Raw genomic sequence first — 14,417 nt, 5'->3', positions numbered from 1 at the left:
CGGGGGTAACGGATAGATCGTAAAGACGCTGTAAATACATCCATGTACGCTCGGATTGCGCCATCCATGGCGCAAACGCTTTACTCTTCTATTCCGTTACTCCCGTTCTCGTTCAGAAAATAGGTTTGTCAACGGTCTGATGCCTCGGTCTTATTTGTTTACCGGGGCGTTTTTTTGTTATGCAGAATATCAATAATATCTGATTGGTTATTTTCAGGATAATGAAATGTTAATGAAGTAAATGGAATATTAAATATAAAAAAGAGTTGTGCGAATACCCTTAATAAAATCGGAACTACAAAATAGTTTAAATAGTAAAAAAACATTTTATAACCGTTAAAAAAATAGATACTTGGTAAGTAATAAGTTCGCAAATTATCAGCCAAAAAAATTAATAAAAACAAATACGGCAACTTCCGATTCATTTGCGAACAGAGTTTTTATTTTAAGTGGAGTATTCGCTATGAAGAATAATCACCATGATTTATTTGCCGCTTTTACACTCCCCAACGGTGCGACGCTGAAAAATCGGGTACTGATGGCCCCCATGACCACCTGTAGTGGGTTTTACGATGGGAGCGTAACCAAAGAGCTGGTGGAATATTATCAGCTCAGAGCTGGCAGCATCGGCACCGTGATTGTGGAGTGTTGTTTTATTGATGACAAAGGGTTGGCCTTTCCCGGTGCGATAGGGATCGACAACGACGATAAAATTGCCGGACTCGCCAAAATTGCGACAGCGATTAAAGAAAAAGGCTCGACGGCGATCCTGCAAATTTATCATGGCGGCCGTATGGTTGAGCCGCGTTTCATTGGCGGTGCGACGCCAGTTGCCCCTAGCGCCATCGCGGCACCGCGCGCGGGTGCCATCGTTCCGGTCGCGTTGTCAGGTGATGAAGTTGAAGCGATGATTGGGAAGTTTGGTGATGCCGTCCATCGCGCCATTCAGGCGGGTTTCGATGGTGTAGAAATTCACGGAGCCAACACCTACCTGATCCAGCAATTTTATTCCCCTCACTCTAATCAGCGCTCAGATCAATGGGGCGGCAGCCGTGACAAACGCGCGGCGTTTCCGCTTGCCGTTCTGGATATTGCCCATGACGTCGCCGGTAAGTACGCCGATCCGTCCTTTATCATCGGCTATCGCTTCTCGCCAGAAGAAATCGAAGAACCGGGCATTCATTTTGATGATTCGCTCTACCTGCTGGAAAAACTGGCGGCGCGCGGACTGGATTACGTCCACTTCTCGATGGGCAATATCTTGCGCTCATCGATTATCGAGACAAACGATCCGACACCGCTGATTAAAAAATATGTTGCGCGTCGTTCTGCGACATTAGCGGCGATTCCGGTTATTGGCGTAGGAGATATTGTCAATCAAGCCGATGCCGAGGCGGCGTTAGAAAAGGGTTACGACCTGATTGCCGTTGGCAGAGCCTGTATCGCTTATCCAGACTGGACGGATTGTATTGCCCAACAGAAAAAACTCGATCTGTATATTGCCAGCGATAAACGTGAAGCATTAATGATTCCCGAACCGCTGTGGCGTTTTTCATTAGTCGAAGCCATGATTCGGGACGTAAATTTAACCGGTAAGAAATTTAAATCTGGGGTGTATCAGGAAAATGTTCAGGACGAATGTGGCGAACTGCAAATTACCGTCCATTTCGAGCAAAATCGAGTCGCCGATATTGCGCTGGGTAATAGCGAGATTGATGATTCGCTGAAAATCAGTTTTGAAATTATTCGCGAACGCATTCTGGATACCAACAGTCCGCACGTTGATGCTGTTACGGGCGCAACGGCGCAAAGTGAAGCGATTAAAAAAGCCGTCACTAAGGCGATGGTGAAATCGAGCAAAGACGCCATTATTGCCGATGGCGGTAACCCAGATGCGCGCCGAGAAGCGGACGTCGTGGTGATTGGCAGCGGTGGCTCGGGGTTGGCGGCGGCGATTCAGGCCAGCGAAGAGGGCGCGCGCGTTATCGTCATTGAAAAGATGCCCGTCATCGGCGGCAATACCATCAAGGCTTCGGCTGGTATGAACGCGGCGGGTACTGTCTTCCAGCAAAATAAAGGTATTGAAGATAGCCATGCGCTGTTTTATAACGAAACGCTGAAAAGCGGAAAGCAGAAAAATAACCCAACGCTGGTGCAATATTTTGTCGATCACGCCTCTGACGCGATTAACTGGCTGGCGCAGCACGATATTGAGCTGAGCGACATCACCACGACGGGCGGCATGAGCGTGGACAGAACACATCGGCCTGCCAACGGCGCAGCGGTGGGCGGTTATCTGGTCAGCGGGCTGATTAAGAACCTCAATAAATACAATATTGAGGTGCTGCTGGAAACGTCGGTAACCGAAATTGTGCAGGAGAAGGGCAAGGTTAGTGCCGTCAGAGTCGTCAATGATGAACAGGAAGTGAGCCTGATTGCGACAAAAGCGGTGATTGTCGCGACAGGCGGTTTTAGTGCCAATCAGGCGATGGTGGAGTCATACCGCCCAGACCTAAAAGGCTTCGTCACCACCAACCATAAAGGCGCAACGGGTGGCGGCATTCGTCTGCTGGAGCAGATCGGCGCGGATACGGTGGACATGGGGGAAATTCAAACCCATCCGACGGTTGAACAGACGACGTCTTATCTGATCTCCGAATCCATTCGCGGCGGTGGCGCTATTCTGGTGTCGCAGCGTGGAGAACGTTTCTTTAACGAAATGGAGACGCGGGATAACGTCTCGTCCGCCATCGTCAATTTGCCGGAAGAATACGCGTATATCCTGTTTGATGAACAGGTAAGAAATCGCAACCGGGCAGTTGAAGAATATGTCGCTCAAGGGCTGACCGTCAGCGCCAGCAGCGTGGCGGAACTGGCCGAGAAACTCGACATACCGCAGGCGGCTCTGCAAGCCACGCTTGAACGCTACAATACCTTTATTGCCGACAAACACGATGAGGACTTTGGTCGTTCAACGGGCATGCGCGACCCGTTGAATCAGGCACCTTACTACGCGATTAAAGTTGCGCCAGGCGTGCACCATACAATGGGCGGTGTGACGATTAACGCGAAAGCGGAAGTGTTGAACCGTCACAAAGAGACGATTTCTGGCGCTTATGCGGCAGGGGAAGTGGTGGGGGGGATTCACGGCGCGAACCGCATTGGCGGCAACGCCGTGGCGGATATCATTATCTTCGGTATTCAGGCGGGGATTCAGGCCGCGGCGTATGCTCGAGCACCGCGCCATTCCGGTTTTTTGCCTGCTAAGGCGCGTAAAGCCAAATTTGTGAAATCCACGGATAACATCGCTGAAAAACAGTCGGCTATGATGGAATAGTGGAGCCGCTGGCGAGCGCCCTGAAAGGGCGTTCGCCCTGTTTCGACCGTTTACTCTCTGCACTGCAATCTGTTCATGGGAGCTACCCTATGCCTTCTGTCGATAACGCGTACGTCTATTCCATTCACCTAATGGGCAGCCCCATTTTGCTCAAACTGTTTGTCCATGATGAAACCGCCGTCAGGCAAGTTTTCCATCGCATCAAGCAGCTTGAAGATTTGCTCACCGTTAATCGAGCGCAGTCGGAAGTGATGAGCATCAACCACGCGGCGGGGAAAGCATTCGTTTCGGTAAGCTCGATTGTCTTTGCGCTGATTAAGCGCGCTAAAACGGTAAGTCTGCTTGAAAATAGTCGCTTTAACGTGGCGATCGGCCCTGTCGTCAAACTCTGGAAAATCGGTTTTAGCGGCAGCACGGTGCCTGACAGGGAATCGATAGATCGGGCGCTGGCATTAACCGATCCCGAACGCATTATCCTTAGAGAGCAAGACTGTGCCGTATTGTTAGAAAAAGCAGGAATGGAGATCGACCTGGGCGCGATTGCGAAAGGTTATATTGCCGATATCGTCAGGGACGTACTGCATCAACACGCTATTCAGGATGCACTGATTAATCTGGGAGGCAATGTGCTGGCTATCGGCAGTGCGTTGACGGATGAACAAGGGCTATGGAGCGTGGGATTGCAGAAACCTTTTGCGGATCGCGATAGCCTGCTCGGTGTGATTAAGGTGAAGAATAAATCCGTGGTGACATCCGGTGTCTATGAGCGCTTTTTCACCGTGCACGATCGTATCTATCATCATATTCTCGACCCGCGTACGGGTTATCCGCTTGATAATGAACTGCACAGCGTGACGGTTATTTCGAACGATTCCCTCGATGGTGATATCTATACGACATTGCTCTACGGCATGGGCGTGGACGCAGGTATCAAGTTTTTACAACACCAGCCGGATATTGAAGCGATATTTGTGACAAAAGCGCGAGAGATTATCTTTTCTTCTCAGCGACATTATAGGTTTGAATTGCTGGATAAGGATTATTCGGTGATGGTGTTGTGAAAATGAACGTTTCATCAGCGTTTTCTGTGTAGCAATTACTGGTGTACGATTTCCTCTCCATGTCGGCAGAATGAATTTTTCCTATTACACAAGGACGTACAATGTCTTCTACACCAAAACTCCCCGCCGGCTGGGAATATGCCAACGGTAAGAAACAGCAGGCTTTACTGGCAGAATATCAACAGGAACAACCCACAGTTCATCCACTTTATGGCATTGAGATAGCAGTCATCGCTTATCGTGATGGTAGCGATGACATCTTGCTGAAACATACTCAGGAGCTCGATCGCGTATCCGTTGTGCACCTGACCTGGGCCATGCAAAGGGAGTTTGCCAACTTCCCTCGGGTAGAATTTACCGGTTCTTTTCAGAAATTCATTGAATGGGAATACCTGATGTATGGAACTGAAGTGGAAGGAGACTAACATGGCGCTTATTAAGGAAAATTTTATCTCGATAGGAGATGACGACTGCATTGTCTTGCCTGATTTAACGGGACGGTATCAGCAGGCTGTTAATGTTGATTACCTGCTCGAAGGATTGTTACCTTTATTGCGACGTATTGAAACCGAGTGTATGGCTGCCTGCTGCGGCTTTGATGCCTTTGATTTTTATGCTGAGACGCTCTATGCCACCGCACGCAAACAGGAACCAGCAGCATTCGGCCCTATGTTGCACAATGCTATTGAGCAGATCACATTACTGGACACCACGGTGGTATCCAGCCGCGTGCTGAATGGTTTGGCAGATAAACAAGCCTTTATTGCTTTGTTGCAGCATATTCTTACCAGCTTGCCACAAGGAAACGAGTAAATTTATGCACGCTCAGGCAAAAGACTGGAAACGTCTCCCCGCACCGCAGCAAACGACGCCGCTTAACTTTCAGGCCCTGTTTACAGACGCTGAAGCGGAAAAAATGAAGCACGGTATTGTTCCAAAACAAATGGAAGATAAATGGTTTATCTATTTTGAGGACGGCTGGCTCTGTTTTCATCGGAGTTGGACGGGGTTTTTTATCTATGCGTTGAGGCTCGATGGCTCACCGGCTGGCGTTCGGGTAACTGATTCATGGGTAAATCGCGAACCGGAACAATACGCCAGTACCGATTTGGAATATGATCGGAATATGCTGCGTTATCTGATTGATGTGTCTCTGCTGAAAAAACAGGATGTCCCTTTCCCAACTCGATAAGAATAATGATGCCTGAAGATAAAACACAATACCGCTTCACGGATGTTCTCAATGCGCTAATGGCTTTGCGGGGGCAAGCCGTTAGCCGCCTGTCACAGGGGGATACGTCTGCTTTACAAAGCAAACTGCAACTCGACGATGCTATTCAGTGCCTGCAATTTTGCCAGCGGCATCAAATAACCGCTTCTGCCAGCGTGATTCAGTTACCTGCTACCCGTACCACAACGCCGTCATCGGAATATCGTATTATTGAGGATCATGAAACCGAACGACGTGAATATTGGACCGAACTGGATGTGAACAATCATCCCGTCAGGCCGTCGCCCGGTGTGTTGTTGCTGGACTGTGGTTTGATTCCGAAGGATATGTGATGGATAACCACTTACTTAAGGTTTAGCTCAACTTGTTCCAGTATTACGGCAACGCTTTGATAGTAATATTTTGCCTCATTCATAAAGGGGGATTTATTATCGATAAGATAGGCATATGCAATTGAATCAATGTCTAAATTTTCTATGGCATTGTTAATCGTAGAGGTGATACGTTCTTCGAGAATAAATTCATTTAGGCTTTCTTTAGTGTAGAAAACAATAAATGTTGCTGCAAAATGGCGGTCTGCTTGGTTTCTCAGACACTCAGTATCTCTGCGTGCAGAACCGATATAACAGATATCTTTGTTTATATTTTTATCTAGGTTGTGCCATACATGCTTAGCCTCGAGGGCAATACTTTCCAATTCATTTTTTATATAAAGATCAACTCGACCTTTGCTTGTATTGCTATCAGGGTTTTCTCCTGTATAACCCTTTATTTTCTTATCTGACGGATATTCTTCAATCGCTGTCCAGCCTAATGACCACGCCGCCCCAGCGAGAACGCTGACATTCGTGCGTTCGTTGTACCACCAGCAGCAATCTGTTCTGTTTAATAGTTCAACATAGCGTTGATTTGCGCTAATCCATCCATTTAACAATTCTTCAATAAAGCTGTCGTTTGCACGGACTTTTTGAATAACCATATAACACTCCATGTAAAATAGTAAATTTCGGCTATCTCATTATCTGCCCATAATTCGGTAATACCGTATTCGCTATTAACGCGAAAGCAGAAATGCATAGCCAAAAGCTAAGAGGAATAATAAATAGAAGTAGAGAATATTTGAATGAGAGAAAGTAGCCTATCCAAGATAGGCTACTTTTGATGACTTACTTCAGTTCCAGCTCGTTCATTGCAGCGATGCTGAAGCCGCCGTCAACGTGCAGAACTTCACCGGAGATACCGGCAGCCAGATCGGAACACAGGAACGCAGCAGAGTTGCCCACGTCTTCAATGGTCACGACACGGCGGATTGGCGTAACGGCTTCGCAATGCGACAGCATTTTCTTGAAGTCTTTGATGCCGGATGCGGCCAGTGTACGAATCGGACCCGCAGAGATGGCGTTGACGCGCACGCCCTGAGCACCCATAGCGTTCGCCATGTAACGTACGTTTGCTTCCAGAGAGGCTTTTGCCAGACCCATCACGTTGTAGTTAGGGATGGCACGCTCGGCACCCAGGTAGGACAGGGTAACCAGTGCAGAGTTCGGGTTCAGCATTTTACGGCAGGCTTTCGCCATCGCGACGAAGCTGTAAGAGCTGATATCATGAGCGATGTTGAAACCTTCACGGGTCACGGCATCAACGTAGTCACCGTCCAGTTGGTCACCCGGTGCGTAAGCAATAGAGTGCACGAAGCCATCAAAGTTAGGCCATACGTTAGCCAGTTCGGTAAACAGTGCCTCGATGCTCGCATCTTCAGCGACATCACACGGCAGAACGATGCTGGAACCCAGTTCGCTGGCAAAGCCTTCAACGCGTGCTTTCAATTTTTCGTTCTGATACGTGAACGCCAGTTCGGCACCTTCACGTTGCATTGCTTGTGCAATACCGTAGGCAATAGAACGGTTGCTGGCAACGCCTGTTACCAGAATGCGCTTACCGGTAAGAAAACCCATAGCAGTAATCCTTGTGATCATTGTTGCTGCGATCGCCACGTCTGTGCCCGTAAACCTACGCGGCAGGTGACGACCGAGATGAATAAACCGCGTAATTCTACCATGTTGGGGGCGGTAGGGGTACTCCGAGCAGTATCCCCATTTTCCACCGTCCAGTGGTTTAGCGGTACTGCCCGCCGGAATACACGGAGGTTAACGTTGTGCGCCGTCGCGTCGCCAGGCATCCGCGCTGAGCGCTTCGCCGAAATGACTGGCAATCAAACGTTTCGTCAGGTCATGGAGCGGGGCGGACAACACATCGGCGGTACTGCCGCGTTCGACCACTTCGCCTGCCTGCATCACCAGAATCTGATCGCTGATGTGCTTCATCATGCCCAGATGCTGCGTCACGTAAATATAAGAGATACCGTGCTTTTCCTGTAATTCCAGCATCAGATTAATAATCTGTGACCGCATAGACATATCCAGCGACGCCAGCGCTTCATCGGCGACAATCACTTTCGGTTGCAGAATGAGCGCGCGTGCCAGACCGACGCGCTGTTTTTGCCCCGGCGCAAGTGCATGCGGATAGTAATAAGCGTGATCGGGTCGTAACCCGACCTGCTGTAGCGCCTGATTAATCGCTCTTTCGCGCGCTTCGGCGCTGAGGTCGGTATTCAGCCGCAGGGGAACATCCAACAGTTGTCCGATACGCTGACGCGGGTTGAGCGCATTGCTCGCATCCTGAAAGATCATGCGGATGCGCTGGCTGCGATAGCCATAATCGCCGTAATGCAGCGGATGATCATCGATAACCAGTTCGCCGGACGTCGGGGCGATCATCCCTGACAGCATTTTCGCCAGCGTCGATTTCCCCGAACCGTTCTCGCCGATGATAGCGAGCGTCTGGCGTTCACGTAGCGTAAAGCTGACGGATTTCACCGCTTCAACATGCTGACGACGGAACAGCCCGGTTCGGTAGCGGAACGTCTTGGTCAGGTTGCGGGCTTCAAGCAGCATCTCAACCATCACGGTTCCTCCATGTTGAGCGGGAAGTGGCAGGCATATAAGTGGTTCTTCACGGAAAGCAGCGGCGGCGTTTGCATGCACTGTTTTTGTGAATAAGGGCAGCGTGGGCCGAGCCGACAGCCAATCGGTAGGTGTTCCAGTGAAGGAATGGCGCCGTTCAGGGTATTTAACCGGCTTTTGTGCGGCAGCGAACGGCCAAAATCGGGCATCGCGCGGATCAGCGCCTGCGTATAAGGATGATGCGGTGCGGTGATCAAATCTTCACAGGTGGCACTCTCCACCGTTTGTCCGCAATAAAGCACGTTGATCCGGTCTGCCCATTTGCTCATGGTTTGCAGGTCATGGCTGATGAGCAGAATCGTGGTGTTATTATTTTGGTTCAGACGCGATAGCAGGCGGAAAATTTGCGCCTGCGTGGTGGATTCCATCGCATTGGTCGGCTCGTCGGCAATCAGCAGACGCGGCTGGTTTGCCAGTGCAATCGCAATCATCACTTTCTGACACTCGCCGTCGCTCAGTTCATAGGGATAGCTGCCCATAATATCTTTGTGATCTTTAATCCCGACGCGGTGCAGCAGTTCGATAGCGCGACGTTTGCGCCAGTTAACTCGCTGCCACCAGCGGCCTTTATAGGTCCAGCCGGGGATCGCCTGCACCAATTGTCGACCAATGCTCTCTGACGGATCGAGACAGGATTGCGGTTCCTGAAAAATCATGGAGACGTTATGGCCGACCAGTTTACGCCGTTCGCGCGCCGACAGTTGCAGCAGGTCGATATCATCGAAGCGGAAGCGGTCAGCAGTCACGCGCCAGTTTTCTTTGGTGATCCCGCAGATGGCTTTAGCGATCAGGCTTTTGCCTGAACCAGATTCGCCCACTAGCCCGCGAATTTCACCTTCGCTCAGCGTCATACTGACGCGATCGACGGCTTTTACGGCACCGTCGGCGGTCAGAAATTCAATCGTCAGGTTACGGATATCAAGTAATGGCATAGGAATTCGTCGCCTCTTATTCCGTTTCCGCGACGAGCGCGCGGCGGAGGCCGTCGCCCAGCAGGTTAACGATTAACACGCTCAGTGCGATAGCCGCACCGGGCAACATCACGGTCCACGGCGCGGCATAAACCAGTTCCAGCGAGTTGCCGAGTAAGGCACCCCATTCGGTGGTGGGCAACTGTGCGCCCAAATCGAGAAAGCCTAGCGCGGCGATATCCAGAATGGCGATCGACAGCGCGCGGGTAAATTCGGAAACCAGCAGTGCGGCAATATTCGGTAAGACAACGTACCAGACAAGATAAAACGTGGACGCTCCGTCAAGACGGGCGGCGATCACGTACTCTTTATCCATTTCATCGTGTACGGCGTTGTAGATGGTGCGCACCATACGCGGCAACAGCGCCAGCCAGACGGCGAGCATCGCGTGCTCAAGCTTCGGGCCGATAAAAGCAATCACCACAATCGCCAGCAACAGCGACGGAATCGACAGCAGGGTGTCCAGAATATGGTTGAGCATCGCCGAACGTAGCCCGCGCGTGACGCCCGCAAAGACGCCCAGTACGATACCGCACAGCGCCGCCGCGTAGGTGACGATGAGCGATGCGCCGACGGTGGGGGCGGCACCGCTCAATAAGCGGCTTAGCTGGTCGCGACCTAAATCGTCGGTACCGAGAAAGAACGACACTTCGCCGTAATGCGACCAGGAAGGGGGCAGCAGTTGATAGCCCAAGAATTGCTGATCCACTTCATAAGGCGCGAGAAACTTGCCGAACAGACACAGTCCGATCAGGATCAAAAAGCCATATAGGCCGATCATCGCCAGCATATCCTGATGGAATGCCCGCCAGGTATCGCCCAGCCGGCTTGGCAGCCGCTTTTCGCTATAGACGTTATCGTAGGGCATACCATTCCTTATGTTTCAACGGATTTGCCATAGCGCCCCAGATGTCAGACAGGATATTGACGGTGATAACCATCGCGCCGACCACCATGACGCCCGCAGAGATCGCGGCGAAATCCTGCTGGCGAATGGCGTTCACCAGCCAGCGGCCGATGCCCGGCCAGTTAAAGACCACTTCGGTAATCATTGTCAGCGTCAGCATAGTGGAAAATTGTAACCCCAGCTTGGGGATAATCGGCGGCAGTGCGTTGTGAATCAGGTGGCGACGAATGATGGTGAAGCGTGATAGCCCACGGGTTGCCGCTGCTTTAATGTAGTTTTTACTGATAATTTCCGTGGTGCTGACGCGCATCAGACGGATCACTTCGGTGGTCGGCCCGACGGCCAGCACGGTAATCGGCAGAATCAGATGGCGTATGGCGCTGACGATCATTTCTCCGCGATGGGGGGAATCGGACAGCCAGGCATCAATCAGCGCAAAGCCAGTCACGGTTTTCACCTGATAGAGCAGATCGAAACGGCCTGAAACCGGTAGCCAGCCGAGATGCAGCGAGAAGAAGAGTGTCAACAGCAGTGCCAGCCAGAACACCGGCAGGGAAAAACCGATCAGCGCCAGCGTGCTGATCACGATGTCCGCCCCGCGGTTCTGCATTACGCCGGCGGTAATGCCTAGCGGAATGCCGACCAGCAGCGAGAGCGCAAACGCCAGCAGACAAAGCTCAATCGTGGCTGGGAACACTTCTTTCAGCAGCTCGCTGATGGCCTGTCCGTTAATACTGGAACGACCGAAATCGCCCTGGAGCAGGCTAGAGAGATAGAAATGGTAGGCATCAAACAGCGCAGCGCCATTGAGCGGGGCGTTAGGTGTGTAGTAGCTGAGGCTAAAGCCAACCAACGTTAGCAGTGACAAGGTGACGATCAGTAACACCAGACGTCGCAAGGTAAAAATAATCACGGCTGTGCTTCCTCCACGGTTTCCGGTGCAGAGGGCTTCTGCTGCGCTTGCTGCTCCTCACGGTATACGCCCGCAAACGAGGCATTACCGAACGGGCTCAATACCAGTCCTTTCATATCATAGCGGTAGGCGAGCAGCCGCAGTGACGACGCCAGCGGTAGAACGGGTAACTGTTCTGCCAGAATACGCTGCGCCTGCTGATAATAGTCAATCCGCTTAGAGAGCTGCTGTGATGAAAGCGCGTTTTGCAGCACTTCATCAAAGGTGGGATCGCACCAGTGAGCGTAGTTACTCTGGGAACGAATCGCTGCACAGCTTAGCAAAGGGCGGAAAAAGCTGTCCGGGTCATTACTGTCTGTTGCCCAGCCCGCCAGCGTTAAATCGTGGCTGAGTTCCATTAACCGCGCTTCCTGAAAGCGGCCTTCCACTGGAACGATGGTAACGGTGATGCCAACCTGTGCCAGATCGGCCTGTATCAGCTCTGCCGTTTTAAGCGGGCTAGGGTTGTAGGATTGTGACGCGCTCGGCACCCACAGGCGCAGGTTGAGGTTAGTCAGCCTCAGGTCCTGCAAGATTTGTCGTGCTTTCTGCGGATTATATTCCGTAATTTGCGATTCATTGTCGTACGCCCACGACGCGCGAGGCAGAATAGAGGCCGCCGTTTCCGCCGTGCCGTAATAAATTGACTGCATCAACCTATCGTTGTTGATCGCCAGCGCGATGGCTTCCCGCACGCGGCGGTCATCTAACGGCGCTTTTCGCACGTTGAACGCCAAATAGGCGACATTCATACCGGGACGTAGCGAGAGGCGCAGACGCGGATCGTTACGCAGGATGGCCAATTGGCTGGCGGCAGGGTAAGCGAGGACATCGCATTCGCCCGTCAACAGCTTGGATAAACGGCCTGTGCCGCCAGAGCCAAGATCGATAACGACCTGCGGCATGCGTGGCTCGCCGCGCCAGTAGTCGACGTTGCGCGTCAGACGGATATATTGTCCGGTGCGGTATTCACTGAGCAGATAAGGCCCTGTGCCGACGGGTTCGCGATCCAGCAGCTCTTTCTTATCTTCTTTCGCCAGCCGTTGGGCATATTCGGCGGACAGAATTGGCGCGTAGTGCGTTGCCAGATGCCACAGAAACGACGCATCCGAGCTGTTCAGGCGGATTTCAATACTGTACTCGCCCAATTTGCGAATACTTTGCACCGAATCGGCGAATTGCAGGCTGTCGAAATAGGGGTATTCACCGCCGTTGACATCATGATACGGGTGTTTTTTATCCAACATGCGCTGAAAACTGAATATCACATCGTCGGCATTCATATTACGAGTCGGGCTGAACCAAGACGTTTTCTGGAACGGGACGTCGTGACGCAAATAGAAACGGTACGTCGAGCCGTTGTCCAATACTTCCCAGCGCTGGGCCAGTTCTGGCATCAACCGATAAGTATAAGGATCGACGTCCAGCAGGCGGTCATAAAGTTGCGCTGCCAGCGTATCGATCGTGACGCCACTGCGCGCCATTTGCGGGTTAAACGTGTTCAGGACATCATTGACGCAATAGACAAAACCGCTCTGGTGGATGTTTTCCAGCGGAGCAGGTGGCGTTAGCACGGGTTGCGGTGCGGCCAGTGCGGGTAAAGCCAGCCAGGTGAGTGCCAGTGCGAAACAGGTTTTTCCGAACATACGGGATTTTTCAGTCAATACGGTTAGAGAGAGTGTATCGCACTCTTGGCATCCTCCCCACTCTTGTTGTGTGCGTCTGGCGACTTTCCAACCGTTTGAGTGGCGGGATGGCTAATTGAAAACGTCATAACGAATGCTATAGTTAAGTCATAATGACGAGGAGATAACGATGAATGCCGAGATAAGCCTTAAAGTTGAAAATTTTGCTCGCGAAGCTGAATTGCCTGACGGCGTTTTTCATGACCCGTTGATGTTCGTTAATGTCGTACGCGGCGGGATTTCCGGCGCAATGCTGAAACGTGGTGCGGATGCCAGCGGATTAAGCCGTAAGCTGATTGGCTCGGCGCTGTCCGTCGATCCGTCGAACATCTCCCGTTTGTTCCGCCGTAAACATTTAACGCTGGAGCAGGGGGAGGCTGCGCTGGAGACGTTTCGCCTGTGGTTAAAAGCCATGACGACGTTTGAAGATGAAGCGAAGGCGCAGCTGTGGATGGAGAGCGGTATTCCTGCCTTTGGCGGAAAAACGCCGGCAGAAATGCTGGATACGCACAAAGGGCGTCAACTGGTTGATAACGCGCTGAGTCGTATTGAGTACGGCGAATTTATATGAGGCTTTACCGCATTACCAAAGCGGTCTGGCTCGAAGCATTTTCAGGACAAACGGGCGTGAGTTTCCTGCACGGCGCGCGTTTCAATCAGCCGAATACGCCGGTGTTGTATTTCAGTGAAACGCCCGCCGTCGCGATGCTGGAAATGGGCAATTATTTGCCTTCGCCGCAGTTGCTGCCCGCCAGCTATCGTCTGGGCGTGTATGAGCTGCCGGATGACGTCCCGCAAGAATCCATTACGCTGGACATGCTGCCCGAGGACTGGCACCGCTACCCGTTTATGCCGGACGTGCAGGCGCTGGGGTCGCGCTGCTTGAACGCTGGGCAATCGCTGGTGATTTGGGTACCGACCAGCACAGTTAAGCCATTTGGCAGCATGCGTAATGCGCTGGTTAATCCGTTGCATCCAGCACTGAACCAGCTACGTCTGATTGAGGCGATCCCAGATTTTTACAGTCATAGACTGTTCAACCCCACGGGGCATTAAGTCTGCAATCGACAGCGATGATGCGGGCAGGAACCCCATAGTCAGTATGGAAATGAGAAAAATTCTCAACAAAGTGCTTTACAGATGATACTGATAACTATTATCATCATTTTCGCACTTCAGCAGTGACTTATCGCAGGCACTGAAGGAGAGCACGACATTGCTCACATTGCTTCCAGTATTATTTTAGCCAG

15 protein-coding genes are annotated in these 14,417 nt (G+C 51.5%); 8 read left to right on the top strand and 7 right to left on the bottom strand.

All coding sequences use genetic code 11. The features are described 5' to 3' along the window. The first annotated feature begins 463 nt into the window (after window positions 1-463). The 6 genes from E2566_RS12050 (at window position 464) to E2566_RS12025 (ending at window position 5,961) form a co-directional block, all read left to right on the top strand. Window positions 464-3,337 (top strand): flavocytochrome c, encoded by a 2,874-nt coding sequence (locus tag E2566_RS12050; protein WP_107167554.1) that lies wholly within the window; start codon window positions 464-466, stop codon window positions 3,335-3,337. An 89-nt stretch (window positions 3,338-3,426) separates the two neighbouring features. After that, window positions 3,427-4,398, top strand: coding sequence for an FAD:protein FMN transferase (locus E2566_RS12045; RefSeq protein ID WP_107167803.1), 972 nt, complete (start codon window positions 3,427-3,429; stop codon window positions 4,396-4,398). 101 nt (window positions 4,399-4,499) lie between these two features. After that, the gene (locus E2566_RS12040) at window positions 4,500-4,823 is read left to right on the top strand and encodes a hypothetical protein (RefSeq protein WP_107167553.1); all 324 of its coding nucleotides are present in this window, start codon (window positions 4,500-4,502) and stop codon (window positions 4,821-4,823) included. Window position 4,824: 1 nt separating this feature from the next. Then, entirely contained in the window at window positions 4,825-5,211 is a 387-nt protein-coding gene (locus E2566_RS12035) for a DUF6331 family protein (protein WP_107167552.1), read from the top strand. Window positions 5,212-5,215: 4 nt separating this feature from the next. Further along, window positions 5,216-5,590, top strand: coding sequence for a hypothetical protein (locus tag E2566_RS12030; protein ID WP_107167551.1), 375 nt, complete (start codon window positions 5,216-5,218; stop codon window positions 5,588-5,590). Window positions 5,591-5,595: 5 nt separating this feature from the next. Next, window positions 5,596-5,961, top strand: a complete 366-nt coding sequence (locus E2566_RS12025) for a hypothetical protein (RefSeq protein ID WP_107167550.1) — start codon at window positions 5,596-5,598, stop codon at window positions 5,959-5,961. An 11-nt stretch (window positions 5,962-5,972) separates the two neighbouring features. Here the strand turns inward: E2566_RS12025 and E2566_RS12020 are convergent, their stop codons facing one another. From E2566_RS12020 to sapA, 7 genes are all read right to left on the bottom strand, one after another. Further along, on the bottom strand, window positions 5,973-6,608 hold the full coding sequence (locus E2566_RS12020; protein WP_107167549.1) for a hypothetical protein: 636 nt from the start codon (window positions 6,606-6,608) through the stop codon (window positions 5,973-5,975). 187 nt (window positions 6,609-6,795) lie between these two features. After that, window positions 6,796-7,584 (bottom strand): enoyl-ACP reductase FabI, encoded by a 789-nt coding sequence (gene fabI / locus E2566_RS12015; RefSeq protein ID WP_107167548.1) that lies wholly within the window; start codon window positions 7,582-7,584, stop codon window positions 6,796-6,798. A gap of 192 nt (window positions 7,585-7,776) precedes the next feature. Further along, window positions 7,777-8,592, bottom strand: a complete 816-nt coding sequence (sapF, locus tag E2566_RS12010) for a putrescine export ABC transporter ATP-binding protein SapF (RefSeq protein WP_005972439.1) — start codon at window positions 8,590-8,592, stop codon at window positions 7,777-7,779. Further along, window positions 8,592-9,584 (bottom strand): putrescine export ABC transporter ATP-binding protein SapD, encoded by a 993-nt coding sequence (gene sapD, locus E2566_RS12005; RefSeq protein WP_107167547.1) that lies wholly within the window; start codon window positions 9,582-9,584, stop codon window positions 8,592-8,594. The genes sapF and sapD overlap by 1 nt, the downstream gene beginning before the upstream one ends. Before the next feature lie 16 nt (window positions 9,585-9,600). Beyond that, window positions 9,601-10,491, bottom strand: a complete 891-nt coding sequence (gene sapC / locus E2566_RS12000; protein ID WP_010276734.1) for a putrescine export ABC transporter permease SapC — start codon at window positions 10,489-10,491, stop codon at window positions 9,601-9,603. Next, window positions 10,478-11,443, bottom strand: a complete 966-nt coding sequence (gene sapB / locus E2566_RS11995; RefSeq protein ID WP_107167546.1) for a putrescine export ABC transporter permease SapB — start codon at window positions 11,441-11,443, stop codon at window positions 10,478-10,480. The genes sapC and sapB overlap by 14 nt, the downstream gene beginning before the upstream one ends. Beyond that, entirely contained in the window at window positions 11,440-13,128 is a 1,689-nt protein-coding gene (gene sapA, locus E2566_RS11990; RefSeq protein ID WP_107167545.1) for an ABC transporter substrate-binding protein SapA, read from the bottom strand. The genes sapB and sapA overlap by 4 nt, the downstream gene beginning before the upstream one ends. A gap of 169 nt (window positions 13,129-13,297) precedes the next feature. Between sapA and E2566_RS11985 the strand changes: the two genes are divergently transcribed. Both E2566_RS11985 and E2566_RS11980 read left to right on the top strand, forming a co-directional pair. After that, on the top strand, window positions 13,298-13,738 hold the full coding sequence (locus E2566_RS11985) for an antitoxin Xre/MbcA/ParS toxin-binding domain-containing protein (protein ID WP_107167544.1): 441 nt from the start codon (window positions 13,298-13,300) through the stop codon (window positions 13,736-13,738). Further along, a complete protein-coding gene (locus E2566_RS11980) occupies window positions 13,735-14,223 on the top strand; it encodes an RES family NAD+ phosphorylase (RefSeq protein WP_107167543.1) in 489 nt (162 codons plus the stop codon). Before E2566_RS11985 ends, E2566_RS11980 begins: the two co-directional genes overlap by 4 nt. The last annotated feature ends 194 nt before the right edge of the window (window positions 14,224-14,417 follow it).

Origin of the sequence: Pectobacterium punjabense, from assembly GCF_012427845.1 — a bacterium.
GTDB lineage: Bacteria > Pseudomonadota > Gammaproteobacteria > Enterobacterales > Enterobacteriaceae > Pectobacterium > Pectobacterium punjabense.
This window is presented reverse-complemented; position numbering and strand designations above follow the sequence as displayed.

Excerpts from the sequence above, each read along its gene's own strand:
- E2566_RS12050 (WP_107167554.1), top strand. The coding sequence starts at position 464 with ATGAAGAATAATCACCATGATTTATTTGCCGCTTTTACACTCCCCAAC.
- E2566_RS12045 (WP_107167803.1), top strand. The coding sequence starts at position 3,427 with ATGCCTTCTGTCGATAACGCGTACGTCTATTCCATTCACCTAATGGGC.
- E2566_RS12040 (WP_107167553.1), top strand. The coding sequence starts at position 4,500 with ATGTCTTCTACACCAAAACTCCCCGCCGGCTGGGAATATGCCAACGGT.
- E2566_RS12035 (WP_107167552.1), top strand. The coding sequence starts at position 4,825 with ATGGCGCTTATTAAGGAAAATTTTATCTCGATAGGAGATGACGACTGC.
- E2566_RS12030 (WP_107167551.1), top strand. The coding sequence starts at position 5,216 with ATGCACGCTCAGGCAAAAGACTGGAAACGTCTCCCCGCACCGCAGCAA.
- E2566_RS12025 (WP_107167550.1), top strand. The coding sequence starts at position 5,596 with ATGATGCCTGAAGATAAAACACAATACCGCTTCACGGATGTTCTCAAT.
- E2566_RS12020 (WP_107167549.1), bottom strand. The coding sequence starts at position 6,608 with ATGGTTATTCAAAAAGTCCGTGCAAACGACAGCTTTATTGAAGAATTG.
- fabI (WP_107167548.1), bottom strand. The coding sequence starts at position 7,584 with ATGGGTTTTCTTACCGGTAAGCGCATTCTGGTAACAGGCGTTGCCAGC.
- sapF (WP_005972439.1), bottom strand. The coding sequence starts at position 8,592 with ATGGTTGAGATGCTGCTTGAAGCCCGCAACCTGACCAAGACGTTCCGC.
- sapD (WP_107167547.1), bottom strand. The coding sequence starts at position 9,584 with ATGCCATTACTTGATATCCGTAACCTGACGATTGAATTTCTGACCGCC.
- sapC (WP_010276734.1), bottom strand. The coding sequence starts at position 10,491 with ATGCCCTACGATAACGTCTATAGCGAAAAGCGGCTGCCAAGCCGGCTG.
- sapA (WP_107167545.1), bottom strand. The coding sequence starts at position 13,128 with ATGTTCGGAAAAACCTGTTTCGCACTGGCACTCACCTGGCTGGCTTTA.
- E2566_RS11985 (WP_107167544.1), top strand. The coding sequence starts at position 13,298 with ATGAATGCCGAGATAAGCCTTAAAGTTGAAAATTTTGCTCGCGAAGCT.
- E2566_RS11980 (WP_107167543.1), top strand. The coding sequence starts at position 13,735 with ATGAGGCTTTACCGCATTACCAAAGCGGTCTGGCTCGAAGCATTTTCA.